Consider the following 15100-nt stretch of genomic DNA (forward strand, 5'->3'; position numbering starts at 1 on the left):
TACAGTATTGTCAAGTTTGCAATATATGCCTTGAGTATATCTGGATAATAATGAATTAATCGTTTGCTGGCGCTGAAACACAGATTTATGGCTACACATCTGATATTATTGGAGCAAGCACTCTCGCACTTTATACAACAGAATGATAACACCTATGCAACAAACACCGTCAATGTTAAGTCGAAGTTTCGTTAACGGCTTAGTTAAATCTCAGTACGTACCAGATAACCCCGTTGATGCGTTAAATCTAGATTTAACACGTCCTATTGTTTATGCTTTAAAAACTAAATCGATGACCGATCTCGTGGCATTACAGCGAGCTTGTAAAGAACGAGGCTTACCCGACCCGCTTACACCAATAAAAGTGAACGGGGTCATCATTCCCAGTTATGTTTGCTTAGATAATCCAGCGCCCCTCTTCGGCCGAGTAAAAGATACTGACGTATTTTTTGACGAATTCCAACAGCTATTACGCTTACATAAAGATGATAAAGCCCTTGATATTCAATTGATGCCAGTCGCATTGTTTTGGGGACGCGCCCCCGGTAAAGAAGGTCAAATACCACTACTATCATTAGCAAACAGTATTTCACCAAGCCGTTTACGTAAAACAATCATTGTGGGTCTTAACCGTAAAGATAACTTGGTTCGTTTTAACAAACCGGTATCACTGCGTTTCATGGCCGATCAGCACGGCACCGATGAAAAAATCGTACAGAAATTAATTCGTGTTGCTAAGATCCATTTCAGTCGTCAAAAATTAGCCGCATCAGGCCCTAAACTACCTAACCGCTACCAACTTGTTGAACAACTACTGCGTAATCCAGAAGTTAAAAAAGCCATTCAAGTTGAGATCGCTGAGCATAATATTTCAGCAACAAAAGCGGAAAAGCGAGCCAATGATTACATCGATGAAATTGCCAGTGATTTTTCGTATAAACTCGTAAAAAACACCAGTAATTTTATGAGCTGGTTATGGAATAAGATCTACAGCGGTATCAAAGTTAATAACGCCGAACAAGTGCGTAAACTTGCCGCCGACGGTCATGAAATTGTATTTATGCCTTGTCATCGTAGCCACATGGATTACTTACTTATTTCTTATGTTATTTACAATGAAGGTTTGATCCCACCACACATTGCCGCCGGTATAAATCTTAACTTCTTCCCTGCTGGCCCTATGTTCCGTCGTGGCGGCGCATTCTTTTTACGTCGTACGTTTAAAGGCAATAAACTTTATGCAACCGTATTCAGAGAGTACCTAAGCTTATTATTCTCAAAAGGATATTCAGTTGAATTCTTTACTGAGGGTGGCCGAAGCCGTACCGGACGTTTATTACCACCAAAAACCGGTATGCTTAACATGACATTACAAGCGATGTTAAGAGAACAAAGCCGACCTATTACATTAGTGCCGGTATATCTAGGCTACGATCATGTGATGGAAGTGAGTACCTACGTAAAAGAGTTATCAGGGGCTCATAAGAAAAAGGAAAGTATATTCCAAGTATTTGGGATCGCCAGAAAGCTTAAAAATTATGGCCAAGCATTTGTTAACTTTGGTGAACCGATCAACCTTAACCAATATTTAAATCAACACGTTGAAAACTGGCGTGATGATATGAATATGCCGGTTGAAGAACAGCCTAAATGGCTAAACCAAACAACTCGCGATCTTGCGAATAAAGTGATGATAAATATCAATAGTGCCGCTGCGGTAAATGCTTTAACGATTTGCGCAGTAATTTTACACGCCGCGCCACATAAGGCTCTGAGCCGAGAAATTTTGGTGAAGCAAATTGATAGTTACTTAAAATTACTTCGTAACAACCCGTATAGTGAATTTAGTACCTTACCAGAAAACAGTGCAGAAGAGATTCTAGACCAAGCGATCTCGCTGAAAAAATTCACCGTACGTGAAGATAGCTTAGGACAAATGCTATCGATGTCATATGAACAAGCTGTACTATTAACCTTCTACCGTAATAATATTTTACACCTGTTTGCACTACCGTCATTAATTGCGGCAATCGTGACAGAAAAACCACAGACCAGTGTAGAAGAAATTAATGGTAAAGTTCGCCAGCTTTATCCCTTAATTCAAGCGGAATTGTTTTTGAAATATTCAGACGATGAATTAGATGATTGTATCACTGATACGCTAACTGAGATGCAGACACAGGGATTAATAGTCAATAGTGACAATGTCATTATACCGGTTAACGAACACTTAATGTCACTAAGACTGCTTGCTGCAAGCATCCAAGAAACGCTACAACGTTATGCGATTGTACTGACCGTATTAGAGCATAACCAAGTCATTGAAAAGAGCCTACTCGAAGATCGTAGTCAGTTAATTGCCGAACGTTTATCATCGCTAAATGGTGTGAGTGCGCCAGAGTTTTTTGATAAGAAAGTACTCGCTATCTTTATTAATAAACTCCAAGAGCTGCACTACTTATCTGATGAAGGCACAGCTAAAGCTGATAAAATTAGTCAGTTAGCGAATATAGTCAGAAGCTTGACCACGCTTGAAGTGAAGCAAACAATCTCGGATGTAATGCTTAGTCAGCAGTCTAGTGACAACAAGTAACGTCATACTTGAGGTGATATCATTACTATAATGACATTACCTTCCGGCATTACATATTGGAAGTAATAAAAAAGGAGCGTTAGCTCCTTTTTTATTTGTGATAACCCCTGTTCAGGGGTTACACATAACTTAAAAATAAGCTCGCAAAAATAATCATACCGACATAATTATTATGTAGAAATGCTTTAAAACAAGACTCTCGGTCGCGATTCACAATCAAAGATTGTTGATAAATAAATAGTCCAGCAACGATTGTTAAGCCAATAAAGAACACGCTTGGTAAAACCAATAACCAACCTAATAAGCCTAAACATAATAACGATGACAATTGTAATAACCCTACAATCAATTTATCTTTTTTACCGAATAAAATTGCGGTAGATTTAATGCCAATTTTCAAATCATCATCTCGATCAACCATGGCATATAAGGTATCGTAAGCAACTGTCCATAAGATATTTGCCACAAATAATAACCATGCATAACTCGGTACAGAATCTAATTGCGCCGCAAACCCCATCGGAATAGCCCAACCAAATGCCATGCCTAATACAACTTGAGGTAGGTGAGTATAACGCTTCATAAATGGATAGCACGCGGCAAGGCCAACAGCAACAAACGATAATAGTATCGTCAATGTATTCATGGTCAAGACGAGTAAAAATGCGAACAAAGTTAAACCAAAGAAAAACGTCAACGCGGCACGGCTTGATATACGCCCTGCAGCCAGCGGCCTATTTTCAGTGCGTTTTACATGACCATCAACATGACGGTCAGCAAAATCATTAATCACACATCCCGCCGCACGCATTACAATAACCCCTAATGTAAAAACGAGGAGTACATCTAATTTAGGGACCCCTTCAGCAGCAATCCACAGCGCCCACAGCGTTGGCCACAATAACAGCAAGGTGCCAATAGGCTTATCCATACGAGTAAGCTGTATGTAATCTTTCATTTTTGATGTCATGAACGACATAATGTTAACGTCCTTTTATTATTTATACGCTAAGGAATCAGGTAAAAACACTTCAGAAACCAGTAATGACTGCCCGCCTAATAGAAAACACGAGCGACGTCCGAATAGCGATGCTTTAGGGGGAGATGAAAACAGGTGAGATAATGAATATATTTTACTATGTGAATAAAACTCAGCGATTTCAATTTCACTACGCTGCATATCTGGCGCGTTAAACAATACGCTACCTAATGAACGGGTCCCCAGTTTTTCCAATTCACCGCCCGGTGCAGTTAGCGTATTTAATGGCATAACGCTACGCGCAAAAACCCAAGGTATCCCATCAAGTTTTAATAGTACCTCACGAACAAAACCTAAATTATCCGTTAGGTTTAATTTTATCTTTTCATCGTCGGATAATTGATAATGACCTTCCGCTAATATTTCAACCGTAAATGTCTGACAATGCTGCTTCAATCTAGCTGTTAATGACCCCGTATCAACGAGCCAATCATAAAGATTCGCAGATAATTTTTCTTCTAATATAGTTGGCCATAACCACTTCGAATCACAGCCGATGGGGTAGCATGGTAATGTCTGCTCACTAGTACGCGTATTATTTATATTATCTGACATATTATAAATTACTTTTTCAACAACGAAATCAGGCATAATTATCTGCTATTCAGACCAAGATTGTAAGCAGGGACACAAGTTGTTAACTGATTTATTTAATTAATCATTTGAAAGTGAGTATACTGGCTCACAACCAACCTACTTTAACGACTCATTTAACTAAGGATACGGTAAATGAAAAAATTATTCTGGCTCTTGTGCATGATCATGGCCTCAGTATCTTCCACTGCCGTATCTGCTAACGACCACAAGCCGGTGTATATTTATTTCGGCTTAGAGCCGGATATTATTACCAACTATACCAGTGAAACAAACAAAATTGGTTTCATCAGTGTCTCTATAGAATTTATGCTCGCAGATAAAAAAAGCTTAGCTGTGATAGAAAAGCATGAGCCCTTGATCAGGGATAAAATAATTTCATTACTCGGTCAGCAATCACCACAACATTTACGCTCTCTCACAGGCCGAGAAGAGATCAGAAAAATGATCCAAAATGAAGTGAACAGCTTACTAAAACAAGAAAGTGGTGAGGCCGTTATTGAGAATCTATTATTTACCAAATATATATTAATGTAATCAAAAAAGGAGTAAGCCGCTAAGCCTACTCCTTTTATCAATTTACATCGCTAATACAATCAGCTAGGCACTTATGCTTTTAAATAGCATTAACGTTTAATCGCATTAATGATCGCAGTCGTGGAGCAACCGTCTTCAAATTGTAAGATATTAACCTTGCCACCATTCGCCAGAACTTGTTTATGCCCAGCGATCTCTTCCACTTTGTAATCACCACCTTTAACTAATACATCAGGTAGTAATTCAGAGATTAAACGCTCTGGTGTTTCTTCAACAAACTCCACAACCCAATCAACGGCACCTAAAGCAGCAAGTACTGTCATACGGCGGTCACAAGTATTAATCGGACGACCAGATCCTTTCAACCCACGTACAGAAGCATCAGAATTAACCGCCAAAATTAAACGTTGCCCCAGTTTACGTGCCGAATTTAAATAAGACACGTGACCCGCATGCAGAATATCAAAACAACCATTAGTCATGACAATCTCTTCGCCACGTAACTTAGCTGATTTAACCGCAATTTTTAACTGCTCTTCGCTTAATACACCAAACCCACTTTCATGAGAGCCGTAAACAGAGTTAGCTAATTCAATCGGGCTTACCGTCGACGTACCAATTTTAGCAACTACAACACTTGCTCCCGCGTTAGCCAATGCACAAGCTTCTTCGAGTGATGAACCCGCTGATACAGCAGCTGCTAATACTGAGATAACCGTATCACCCGCGCCTGTCACGTCATACACTTCTTGTGCTAATGCAGGAAGGTGAAACTCATCTTGTTCAGCTCGAATTAAGGTCATGCCTTTTTCACTACGCGTAACTAATAATGCTTCAAGATCATATTCAGTAATTAATTTTCGACCTTTCTCAACAAGGTCTTGTTCATTCTTACAATGTCCAACAACCGCTTCAAACTCCGATAAATTTGGCGTTAATAAGGTCGCACCACGATATTTTTCAAAATCACAGCCTTTTGGATCAACAAAAACTTTAACGCCTTGTTGCTTTGCAGCTTGGATCATTTGTTGTACCTCAACCAAGGCGCCTTTGTTATAGTCCGATACGATCATTACTGAATAATCCGAAAAATTATCAATCGTTTTAGCGACTAAAGGTTGGGTATCGACTGCCGCAACAGATTCTTCAAAATCTAATCTAATCACTTGCTGGCCACGGCTTAATACACGTAATTTAGTGATAGTTGGGTAATCATCTAATTGCAAAAAATCACAAATTACATCGACAGCATTCATTTTCCCGCATAGCGCTTGTGCAGCTTCGTCATTACCCGTTAAGCCTAAAAGTTTTGTACTTGCACCTAAAGCCGCAAGGTTAAGCGCAACGTTAGCGGCACCACCAGGGCGATCTTCAACATTATTCACTTTAACAATTGGAACAGGCGCCTCGGGAGAAATACGACTCGAATCGCCCGTCCAATAACGATCTAACATTACATCGCCAACGACTAATATTTTTGAATTGTTAAAGTCAGGTAAAATGATTTCCATTATTCTCTCGATAATTTCTAATTAGAAGATTTAAATTTATAGTCTAAAAATGCTTGGCCACAACCAACCATTAAACCAAGTACATGTGCAGCGTTAGCAACATTAAGACCAAATATAGGGAAAAAGCCGAGCACAAGCCAAACCAGCATAAAACCAACATAAGGCTTGGGTAAACTAATACCCTGTGTTGGCGCTAACCAACCTGTCCACCAAATATAACCGACCAAGGCATAAACCACACCCGATAAACCACCAAAGTTAGGTCCTGCTAATAAAAACTGACCGATATTGGGTATTAACGCAGCAACTAAAAACAACAGTAATAACTTTTTACTGCCCAGCTTATTTTCAATTTGGCCACCAAGATACCACCACCATAATAAATTAAATACCAGGTGTAAAACTGAAAAATGAATGAGCGCAGGGGTAAATAAACGCCAAACCTCACTCAGTGAGGAAACACTTAAATCAAAAGGAAAATGCAGCGCAGCATATATAAATTCATTTTGTGTCAACATGCTAAAATACATCGCGGCAAAGACAACCACACTCAAGGTAAAAATAGTGAGGGTCACTTTACCTGCATGTATCAAAAAGTTGGACAACATATTACCCGAACCATAACTAAAATTTGCCGTACGCGTATCAGCAACATCCCAAGACGCTGCTTGGTATTTATCTTGATAAGGGTCAGCCAAAAACATATCAAGTTCTTGTGATGCAACTTCAACATGGGTCATCGCGGGTAAACAGATCGCAAACCCGTCTTCTGTTTGTGCGACTTTCGCATCAATTTTTTGCACTGCTAAATAATCTACAAAAGCCTGCGCCATACGTGGATTATTAATTACACCAATCTCAATCATGCTATTACCTATTTTGTCACAAACGCACATTCTCGACGCCAAGCTTCAAACCCACCGTCCATGCTGTACACGTTTTCAAAGCCTTGTTCCACTAAATATTGCGCCGCGCCTTGACTACTACGCCCATGATAACAAACCACCACCACAGGCACATCAAAGTCCGTTTGCTGCATGAAGTTACCTAACACTGAGTCAGTGAGATGCAATGAATCTTCAATATGTGCATCTGTAAATGATTGAGGGTCACGAATATCGACAATTTTAACGCCTGTACTATCACTGACTAATTGCTGAACTTCATTAATTGAAATATGTTTGAAACTATCCATTATTTTCTCATCTTTAGTGATATTAAGAACTAAAATTTGCTATAAGAACAAAGATACCAAATATTGATGTACTCTTTAAGCATTATCATCCACAAAGGTGGCTATCCCATCAAAGTGAAACCTGTTATATTTCAATTCTAAACAGGCATTAATAAGACTGGAACGAGATATAACGCGCATTAATATTTATAAAATTCAACATCATGATAGAAGATATCAATTGTGAATGATTAATTTAATCACAGTACTAATTTTAAGATTTGCAAACTATGAGCAACTAATATGAATAATGAAATATTTGTTATCAACCTGGATAAATCAACCTCACGTTTAGAAACCTCAGCTCAACAGTTAAAAGCTGCTGGTTTATCTTTCACAAGGATACCAGCCGTCTACGGTGCTGACTTATCTAAAACGGAAAAACACACACACTATAGTAGCGATTTAAATCATAAATTATTCTATCGAAAATTAAATGATGGTGAAATTGGTGCATACCTCAGTCATCGAAAAGCTTGGCAAGCAATTGTAGATAAAGAGCTTGATTATGGCATTGTGTTTGAAGATGACTTTATCTTGCGAGATGATCTAAATAAAGCAATAGAAAATATAAATGCTATCCCATTTGAATGGGATTATATTAAGTTGGCCAGCTATAACAGTAAAGAAATAAAACAAAAAGTAATATACCAAAAACGACTTATAGATATGGATTTAGTCGCCTATACGAAGGTCGTTACAGGGGCTTCTGCTACCGTGATTAGCTATAAGGCTGCTAAAGAACTGCTTGTGAAAACTGAACGATTTGGTAGACCTTTTGATACTGATTTACAATATTGGTGGGAAAAAAATATCCATATATTCTGCTTACTACCATTCGTATCAGCGCAAGATGAAAATATGTTAAGTGATATTGACAGCACGGGTGGCAAACGTAATAAGAGTAACAATCGTTTTTTTCAACGTCAATTTATTCAAATTAAAAAATTCTTTTTAAATCGACATCATAATGTTGCTTTTTTAGCAAAATATAATAATCCAGACTTATAAATAATTTAAAGTGATAAACAGTTATAGCGAAGCAACTATTTATCACTTTATTACCTAAGTATCCCTACTCAGCTAATCATTTTGTCAAAATACGCAATGTGCTCTAAAACCGTTCTCTCTGATGTAAACTCAGTTTCGATTTTATGCTTGCATACTTTAGACATGTCTTGAACTAAGTCTTTATTGTTGTAAAGATATTCAATTTTATCCGCAATTGCTTGAGCATCTTTAACTGGTACAACGCAACCATTTATACCTTCAATAACAACCTCTTTACTACCGCCCGTTTCTGTTACTATTGACGGTGTACCATACCCCATAGCTTCCATGACAGCGCGAGGAAGCCCTTCTCCACTAATTGAAGCTTGAATTAATATATCACTGGCAGCACTTAACTCTGGTGCATCATATCGATATCCAGCTAAATGAATTCTACCCGCTAAAGGCGAATTTTTAATTGCACTTAAGTAGGGGTCTTTATCCATGCCTGAACCAACAAGTAACAAATGGAAATTATCTAAATGAGCCACTTTACTTACAGCTTCGATAAGGATTGATAACCCTTTGCTTGGTCGAATTGTTGCAACTGCGATTGCAACAAAAGCATCTTCAGGAATACCAAATTCAGATAAGTTACCCGGCACTGATTGATACCAAGATAAATCATGCCCTTTATAAATAGTGACGACCTTATCTTTATTTTTCCATACCTTAGAACGGACATCCTCAGTTACAGCATCAGATACGCAAATAATGCCATCAACCCTTGGATGTAAATGAGTTAAATAAGCACTGGGATCATGACGATATAATCCACCAGTGGTTCCTCGATAGTTAATCATTTTCGCAGGAAAACCAATACAAGCAAAAGCAGCACTCGGAATCGTTCTAGAATTTAAAGCGTAAACAATATCATAATGTGCACAGCTTAATTCTTCACGAATCGCTTTAATGGTTTTCAAGCACACTTTTTTAGTCGGATATTGTTCAATAACTTTAATACCAAGCTCTTCAAACATAGGGGTATATTCAGAATTAGGTCGAGTAAAAACAGTAACATCATGACCTTTTTTTGCAAAGCCGATCGTAATCATGACTTCAGGTCTACTAACATTTGTAATCTTAGCATAATCGCCTACAACCAAAATTTTCATATAGTACCTTTCCATTCCGAATTCAATTATTAACAATGCTTATGATACTATCACATTGTTAATATTGATACAGAAGGGAATGCCAGATGCTCAGCCGAACGCTCTATACCACGTTACTTTATGCAACTTCACCGTTGATATTTTCTCTATTGTTAAAGAAAAAAAAAGGAAAGCCTCCTATTGGTGACCGTTGGAAAGAGTTTGTAGGCATAACCCCTGAATTAACGCTATCACAGCAACCGATCTGGATCCATGCAGTTTCAGTGGGGGAAGTGATTGCTGCAACACCAATTATCAAAGCATTACAACAACACTACCCTGAGCAACCACTACTCATTACGACAACAACAAGTACTGGTGCAGAACGTGTAGAGGCTTTAACTGGTAACATTGAACACAGGTACTTTCCTGCAGATTACCCTTGTGCGGTAAAACAGTTTATTAGCCGTATGAAGCCAGCACTCTGTTTAATCATGGAAACCGAGTTATGGCCTAATATGCTAACTATTTGTAACGATGAAAATATTCCCACGATAGTAGTTAATGCTCGACTGTCTGAGAAGTCGCAACAAAAGTACCAACGATTTCAATCATTATTTTCAGCACCATTACAGAAATTGACTCATATCTTATGTCAGGATGAAAATGATCTACGTCGCTTTAAAACGTTAGGGTTAATCCAAACGCAACTTTCTGTCACAGGTACAGTGAAATTTGATATTCAATTCTCAGATACCATCATCAATCATGGTTTATCACTGCGCGAACAGTTTGGCAAACAACGTCCTGTCGTCATCGCCTCAAGTACACATAAAGGTGAAGATGAAATCGTGCTTGCCGCATTTGAAAAAGTAAAACAACAACATAATGATGCGTTATTAATATTGGTACCACGCCATCCAGAACGCTTCGATGATGTTGCTACACGCTGCTTAGATAAATTTCCTCACACACAACGACGCAGCCAAACTCAAGCGACAGAGAACCTAAGTAACATTGATGTTTATTTAGGAGATAGTATGGGAGAGATGCCACTGCTACTTGCTGCCAGTGATATTTGCTTTATGGGCGGAAGTTTAGTTGGAGATAAAGTCGGTGGGCATAATTTATTAGAACCAGCCGCATTATCAAAAGCGTGTATCACAGGTCCAAGTTATTATAATTTTGCGGATGTAACAGCCCAATTACTTGCATGTGATGGGGTTGCTGTCGTCAATAATGAGCTTGAATTAGCTAATAAGATAAATGAATTGATATCACAGCCTGAGATTGCTGTAACTATGGGTCAACAAGCAAAAAGTGTCGTGGAAAAGAACAAAGGCGCATTAACCAAAATAATGCAAAAACTCACCTTTTACATCGACCAAGCGCTCAACCAAGCTAATACAAAATAGTGAATATCGTCAATATGGTTTATCTTTTCACGAAATAATCAGCGATAAAGAAAAACCATATTGCATACTTACACTGTCAATAAAACTAACCATTTATCTCCGGAATAACCGTTTCAGCCGTCGCTAAACGTAAGTAATATTCACGCATATGCTGATAATCGACAAGGGCTCTTTCAGTGAAATAAGGCTTCATCATGAAGATAGATTTCAGAATTCCACGATAAATATCCGTCTTATATACTTTTGCATCTTTACTGATTGTGGTGCGATAGCTTACCCAAGACACAAGCACAACCTTAATAGAGTTGGCTAATTCATCCAGATCTTCCATCGGAATATTGACCACTTTATTTTTCTGTAAAGAGAATAATAAATCAACTTCACGCTGTGCTGACACTTCTTGGAATTTTAAATATTTTTTATGTAAGTTTGGATCTCGAGATAACAGACTCGGTAAACTGTAATACAAAAATCGAAAACGCCACATCGTTTCAAACATCGAATCTAAATAACTCATCATCACTTCTAATGTCACATCACCTTCACGGTGAGGTTGGAAATGTTCCGCTAAATAATTCACATATTGATCAAAAATAGAGTCAATAATGTCTTCTTTATTACGAAAATGATAATAAAGATTGCCAGGACTAATACCTAAATGTGCGGCAATATGATTGGTGGTCACGTTACGCTCACCACATTCATTAAACAGCTCAAGTGCAGTATAAATGATCTTATCTCTGGTTTTCATGAAAATGACCGCTTTGATTTATAATTGAATACTCAATACTCGCACATTTACAGCTAAATGACACAGTGTAATATCTCATTATTAGAATGTTCGCTCAATTATGATAACCCGCGTATAATAAGTCCCAATCAGTCTCTTGCCATTTGAACGCCGTATCTTTCCTTTGTTCTTTCAAAAAAGAGCGCTTTAACCGTGCTAAGTTATCTTTTTTCCACGCATCAGCAGTAGGTTTAAATTTGCAGCGATCAAAATCGATCAACCACCACTTACCCTCCCCATCGAGAATAATATTATGGGTATTTAAATCCGCATGCCATAAATCAACATCATGGAAACGTCTTATCATTGCGCCAATTTGTCTATAATCATCAGACTTTAACGCACGATCTTTTAATACCGCAACTAAATCGTTGGCACCCGCAATCTTCTCGGTAATCAAATCAGCATGATAAAACAATCCTTGTTTAATAATCTGTCCAGCAATCGGTTTTGGTGCTGGTAAGTTTTTATCCACAAGTTGCTGAGTCACCACAAACTCTTGGTAAGCACGAGTATTCTTTAACCCAGTATAAAAATAGGCATCTTTAATTAACTTCGCAATCAAACCACCTCGATGATAATGACGTAACACAAATTCATCATCGTTTATTTTAAAGAACCAGGTAATACCGCGACCAAACGCTGAACCAATAATCGCATTATTACGTTGCCAATATGCCCCATTAAAATATTCAGGGGTGATCTCGCCTTTTAATTCGTCCTGAAAAAATAAGACTCTAGCGCCTTGTGTCTCTATTAACATGTGTTCTCCAAAAAAACTTCGTCGATAAATTTTACATTACCTCAAACGATTTGCATAATAGCCTTTTACATTCAACAACTAGAAATGATGAATATGACCCCTCCACAGAGTATCTGTATATTACGTTTTTCCGCAATTGGTGATGTTTGCCATGCTGTTTCTGTTGTACAAGCAATTCAGCGACAATACCCCAATGCAAAGATCACTTGGGTGATCGGAAAAATAGAAGCCATGTTAGTTGGGGACATCAACAATGTTGAATTTATTATTTTTGATAAAAAAGCTGGATTAAAAGGCTATTCAGACCTACGAAAAAAATTAAATAACCGTCAGTTTGATGTATTACTGCATATGCAAGTTGCACTCCGAGCCAGCATCGCGAGTTTATGTATTAAAGCCAAGCAGCGCTGGGGATTTGATAAAACAAGAGCCAAAGAAGGCCAGTGGTTGTTCACTAATCATAAAATTAAGCCGCAATCACAACCTCATGTACTCGATGGTTTTATGGCATTTGCCGAAGCGATTGGCGTCCCCGTTACACCTCCGCAATGGGATATCCCACTTTCAACCCAAGATAACTTATGGGCGCATTCACAATTAAGCCACGAAAAGAAAAATTTTATTATTTGCCCATCAGCAAGTAAAGCAGAACGTAATTGGTCAACAGAAGGTTATGCCGAAATAGCCAATTATATGCATGAGCAAGACTATCAAGTATCAATATGCGGAGGCCCAACAGAAAGCGAAAAGCAACTCGCTAAAGATATAATGCAGCTAACCACGGCACCAATTAATAATCTTGTTGGTGAAACATCCTTGAAGCAATTGCTCGCTATTTTAAAACATGCTGATCTTGTGTTAGCACCCGATACCGGTCCTGCGCATATGAGCACCACTGTAGGAACTCCCGTTGTAGGCTTATACGCGCACAGTAATCCGGGACGTACAGGGCCTTATAATAACCTTAGCGATGTCGCTGAAGTTTACCATCAACATTTACCAAACAGTGAATGGGGACAACGAGCGAAAGGACCAGACTTAATGAATAACATAAGCATCACAACCGTTAAAAAGAAATTAGCACGTTTTATACAATAATAATTACATATACCTTGAACTAACACTGAGTAGAGTAAGAAATTATCATGACAGTAAAAGTAATTTACCCAGGTACATTTGATCCCATCACTAATGGTCATACTGATTTAATCGAACGCGCAGCAAAATTGTTTGACCACGTCATTGTTGGCGTGGCCTTTAACCCAACCAAAAAGCCGTTCTTTAATCTTGATGAACGCGTGCAATTAGCAAAAACCGTAACAGCACATTTAGATAATGTGGACGTGGTAGGATTTAGCGGGTTATTAGTTGATTTTTCTAAGGAATATAATGCATCTGTATTAATTCGAGGGTTACGAGCGGTATCTGACTTTGAGTATGAGTTCCAACTTGCGAATATGAATCGTCGCTTAAGTCCTGATTTAGAAAGCGTATTCCTAACACCGTCTGAAGAGAACTCATTTATCTCTTCAACACTAGTGAAAGAAGTCGCTATTCACAACGGTGATGTCGCACAGTTTGTCGCACCAATTGTTTGTCAGGCTATTTTAGACAAAATTGCAGAAAAATAGCCCGTTAAGTAAAACTTAGGTTAGCGTTGGCATTGATTACAATAAATCGTGTTGCGCTGGCCGATCTTCATCGCTTGTAATACTTCACCACATTTCGGGCACGGCTTCCCACCCTTACCATATACTTGCAGTTCCTGCACAAAATAACCTGGTTTACCATCCGTCTGAGTAAAATCTTTCAGTGTCGTACCGCCTTGCTCAATGGCTTTCGCTAATACTTGTTTCACTTCTTCCACGAGTACTTTATAACGCTGTAAAGACACCTTGCCCGCGGCTCGTTTTGGACTGATACCAGCAGAGAACAAGGCTTCGTTGGCATAAATATTACCGACCCCAACCACGACATGGTTATCCATTAGAAATGACTTAACCGGCACTTTCCGTGCTCGCGAGCGCTCAAATAAACGTTGTGCGGTAAACTCACAGGTCAGCGGTTCAGGTCCTAAGCTGGCTAATAATTTATGCTCAAGCACATCACCCTCTTGCCACAATACCGATCCAAAACGCCTAGGATCGTTCAGACGAAGACATTTACCTGAATTCAACACTATGTCTACATGATCATGCTTTTCGACTGCTGTGATCGAATCAAGCACTCTTAGACTACCAGACATCCCCAAGTGAATGATGATTGTGCCTTTTTCAGTCTCGAGTAATAAATATTTAGCTCGGCGACGTACGCTTATCACTGTACAGCCCACCGCATCCTGTAGCGCAATTGGCACAGGCCAACGTAACTGTGCATTACGCACAACTATCTTAGTAATCTGTGCATTTTCGAGATAAGGGGCAATGCCTTGACGGCTTACTTCAACTTCCGGTAATTCAGGCATGTGTAATCCAGTAGGT

15 protein-coding genes are annotated in these 15100 nt (G+C 38.7%); 6 read left to right on the top strand and 9 right to left on the bottom strand.

What is annotated here, in order from left to right; genetic code table 11:
• Positions 1-154: 154 nt before the first annotated feature.
• Positions 155-2593, top strand: coding sequence for a glycerol-3-phosphate 1-O-acyltransferase PlsB (plsB, locus tag HWV03_RS21440; protein ID WP_211677838.1), 2439 nt, complete (start codon positions 155-157; stop codon positions 2591-2593).
• Between the two features lie 118 nt (positions 2594-2711).
• Here plsB and ubiA read toward each other — a convergent pair whose 3' ends face one another.
• Together ubiA and HWV03_RS21450 are read right to left on the bottom strand one after the other, a co-directional pair.
• The gene (gene ubiA, locus HWV03_RS21445; RefSeq protein WP_211677839.1) at positions 2712-3572 is read right to left on the bottom strand and encodes a 4-hydroxybenzoate octaprenyltransferase; all 861 of its coding nucleotides are present in this window, start codon (positions 3570-3572) and stop codon (positions 2712-2714) included.
• Between the two features lie 18 nt (positions 3573-3590).
• Positions 3591-4223, bottom strand: coding sequence for a chorismate--pyruvate lyase family protein (locus HWV03_RS21450; protein WP_255546971.1), 633 nt, complete (start codon positions 4221-4223; stop codon positions 3591-3593).
• A gap of 138 nt (positions 4224-4361) precedes the next feature.
• On the opposite strand from HWV03_RS21450, the gene HWV03_RS21455 reads away from it, so the two are divergent.
• Positions 4362-4763, top strand: coding sequence for a flagellar basal body-associated FliL family protein (locus HWV03_RS21455; RefSeq protein WP_211673385.1), 402 nt, complete (start codon positions 4362-4364; stop codon positions 4761-4763).
• Positions 4764-4852: 89 nt separating this feature from the next.
• Here HWV03_RS21455 and hldE read toward each other — a convergent pair whose 3' ends face one another.
• From hldE to glpE, 3 genes are read right to left on the bottom strand one after another with little or no spacing between them, the layout of a single operon-like run.
• Entirely contained in the window at positions 4853-6274 is a 1422-nt protein-coding gene (gene hldE, locus HWV03_RS21460; protein ID WP_211677840.1) for a bifunctional D-glycero-beta-D-manno-heptose-7-phosphate kinase/D-glycero-beta-D-manno-heptose 1-phosphate adenylyltransferase HldE, read from the bottom strand.
• 17 nt (positions 6275-6291) lie between these two features.
• Complete coding sequence (glpG, locus tag HWV03_RS21465; RefSeq protein ID WP_211673387.1) at positions 6292-7140, bottom strand: rhomboid family intramembrane serine protease GlpG; 849 nt, start codon at positions 7138-7140, stop codon at positions 6292-6294.
• An 8-nt stretch (positions 7141-7148) separates the two neighbouring features.
• Complete coding sequence (glpE, locus tag HWV03_RS21470) at positions 7149-7469, bottom strand: thiosulfate sulfurtransferase GlpE (RefSeq protein ID WP_211677841.1); 321 nt, start codon at positions 7467-7469, stop codon at positions 7149-7151.
• Positions 7470-7751: 282 nt separating this feature from the next.
• On the opposite strand from glpE, the gene HWV03_RS21475 reads away from it, so the two are divergent.
• Entirely contained in the window at positions 7752-8519 is a 768-nt protein-coding gene (locus HWV03_RS21475) for a glycosyltransferase family 25 protein (RefSeq protein ID WP_211677842.1), read from the top strand.
• 68 nt (positions 8520-8587) lie between these two features.
• Here the strand turns inward: HWV03_RS21475 and HWV03_RS21480 are convergent, their stop codons facing one another.
• Positions 8588-9673 (bottom strand): glycosyltransferase family 4 protein, encoded by a 1086-nt coding sequence (locus HWV03_RS21480; RefSeq protein WP_211677843.1) that lies wholly within the window; start codon positions 9671-9673, stop codon positions 8588-8590.
• Between the two features lie 86 nt (positions 9674-9759).
• Between HWV03_RS21480 and waaA the strand changes: the two genes are divergently transcribed.
• Positions 9760-11067 carry a lipid IV(A) 3-deoxy-D-manno-octulosonic acid transferase gene (gene waaA, locus HWV03_RS21485; RefSeq protein WP_211677844.1) on the top strand — a complete coding sequence of 436 codons (1308 nt, stop codon included), beginning with the start codon at positions 9760-9762 and terminating at the stop codon, positions 11065-11067.
• Between the two features lie 85 nt (positions 11068-11152).
• Here the strand turns inward: waaA and HWV03_RS21490 are convergent, their stop codons facing one another.
• Both HWV03_RS21490 and HWV03_RS21495 read right to left on the bottom strand, forming a co-directional pair.
• Complete coding sequence (locus HWV03_RS21490) at positions 11153-11818, bottom strand: TetR/AcrR family transcriptional regulator (protein ID WP_211677845.1); 666 nt, start codon at positions 11816-11818, stop codon at positions 11153-11155.
• Positions 11819-11912: 94 nt separating this feature from the next.
• Entirely contained in the window at positions 11913-12620 is a 708-nt protein-coding gene (locus HWV03_RS21495) for a 3-deoxy-D-manno-octulosonic acid kinase (RefSeq protein WP_211677846.1), read from the bottom strand.
• A 93-nt stretch (positions 12621-12713) separates the two neighbouring features.
• On the opposite strand from HWV03_RS21495, the gene HWV03_RS21500 reads away from it, so the two are divergent.
• Together HWV03_RS21500 and coaD are read left to right on the top strand one after the other, a co-directional pair.
• Complete coding sequence (locus HWV03_RS21500) at positions 12714-13718, top strand: glycosyltransferase family 9 protein (RefSeq protein WP_370629417.1); 1005 nt, start codon at positions 12714-12716, stop codon at positions 13716-13718.
• 47 nt (positions 13719-13765) lie between these two features.
• Entirely contained in the window at positions 13766-14251 is a 486-nt protein-coding gene (coaD, locus tag HWV03_RS21505; protein ID WP_211677847.1) for a pantetheine-phosphate adenylyltransferase, read from the top strand.
• A gap of 20 nt (positions 14252-14271) precedes the next feature.
• Here the strand turns inward: coaD and mutM are convergent, their stop codons facing one another.
• The gene (gene mutM, locus HWV03_RS21510; RefSeq protein WP_211677848.1) at positions 14272-15084 is read right to left on the bottom strand and encodes a bifunctional DNA-formamidopyrimidine glycosylase/DNA-(apurinic or apyrimidinic site) lyase; all 813 of its coding nucleotides are present in this window, start codon (positions 15082-15084) and stop codon (positions 14272-14274) included.
• Between the last annotated feature and the right edge of the window lie 16 nt (positions 15085-15100).

It is taken from the genome of Moritella sp. 36, assembly GCF_018219415.1.
GTDB lineage: Bacteria > Pseudomonadota > Gammaproteobacteria > Enterobacterales > Moritellaceae > Moritella.

Bases quoted from the DNA above. Each gene is read 5' to 3' on its own strand.
- plsB (WP_211677838.1), top strand. From the start codon at position 155: ATGCAACAAACACCGTCAATGTTAAGTCGAAGTTTCGTTAACGGCTTA.
- ubiA (WP_211677839.1), bottom strand. From the start codon at position 3,572: ATGTCGTTCATGACATCAAAAATGAAAGATTACATACAGCTTACTCGT.
- HWV03_RS21450 (WP_255546971.1), bottom strand. From the start codon at position 4,223: ATGCCTGATTTCGTTGTTGAAAAAGTAATTTATAATATGTCAGATAAT.
- HWV03_RS21455 (WP_211673385.1), top strand. From the start codon at position 4,362: ATGAAAAAATTATTCTGGCTCTTGTGCATGATCATGGCCTCAGTATCT.
- hldE (WP_211677840.1), bottom strand. From the start codon at position 6,274: ATGGAAATCATTTTACCTGACTTTAACAATTCAAAAATATTAGTCGTT.
- glpG (WP_211673387.1), bottom strand. From the start codon at position 7,140: ATGATTGAGATTGGTGTAATTAATAATCCACGTATGGCGCAGGCTTTT.
- glpE (WP_211677841.1), bottom strand. From the start codon at position 7,469: ATGGATAGTTTCAAACATATTTCAATTAATGAAGTTCAGCAATTAGTC.
- HWV03_RS21475 (WP_211677842.1), top strand. From the start codon at position 7,752: ATGAATAATGAAATATTTGTTATCAACCTGGATAAATCAACCTCACGT.
- HWV03_RS21480 (WP_211677843.1), bottom strand. From the start codon at position 9,673: ATGAAAATTTTGGTTGTAGGCGATTATGCTAAGATTACAAATGTTAGT.
- waaA (WP_211677844.1), top strand. From the start codon at position 9,760: ATGCTCAGCCGAACGCTCTATACCACGTTACTTTATGCAACTTCACCG.
- HWV03_RS21490 (WP_211677845.1), bottom strand. From the start codon at position 11,818: ATGAAAACCAGAGATAAGATCATTTATACTGCACTTGAGCTGTTTAAT.
- HWV03_RS21495 (WP_211677846.1), bottom strand. From the start codon at position 12,620: ATGTTAATAGAGACACAAGGCGCTAGAGTCTTATTTTTTCAGGACGAA.
- HWV03_RS21500 (WP_370629417.1), top strand. From the start codon at position 12,714: ATGACCCCTCCACAGAGTATCTGTATATTACGTTTTTCCGCAATTGGT.
- coaD (WP_211677847.1), top strand. From the start codon at position 13,766: ATGACAGTAAAAGTAATTTACCCAGGTACATTTGATCCCATCACTAAT.
- mutM (WP_211677848.1), bottom strand. From the start codon at position 15,084: ATGCCTGAATTACCGGAAGTTGAAGTAAGCCGTCAAGGCATTGCCCCT.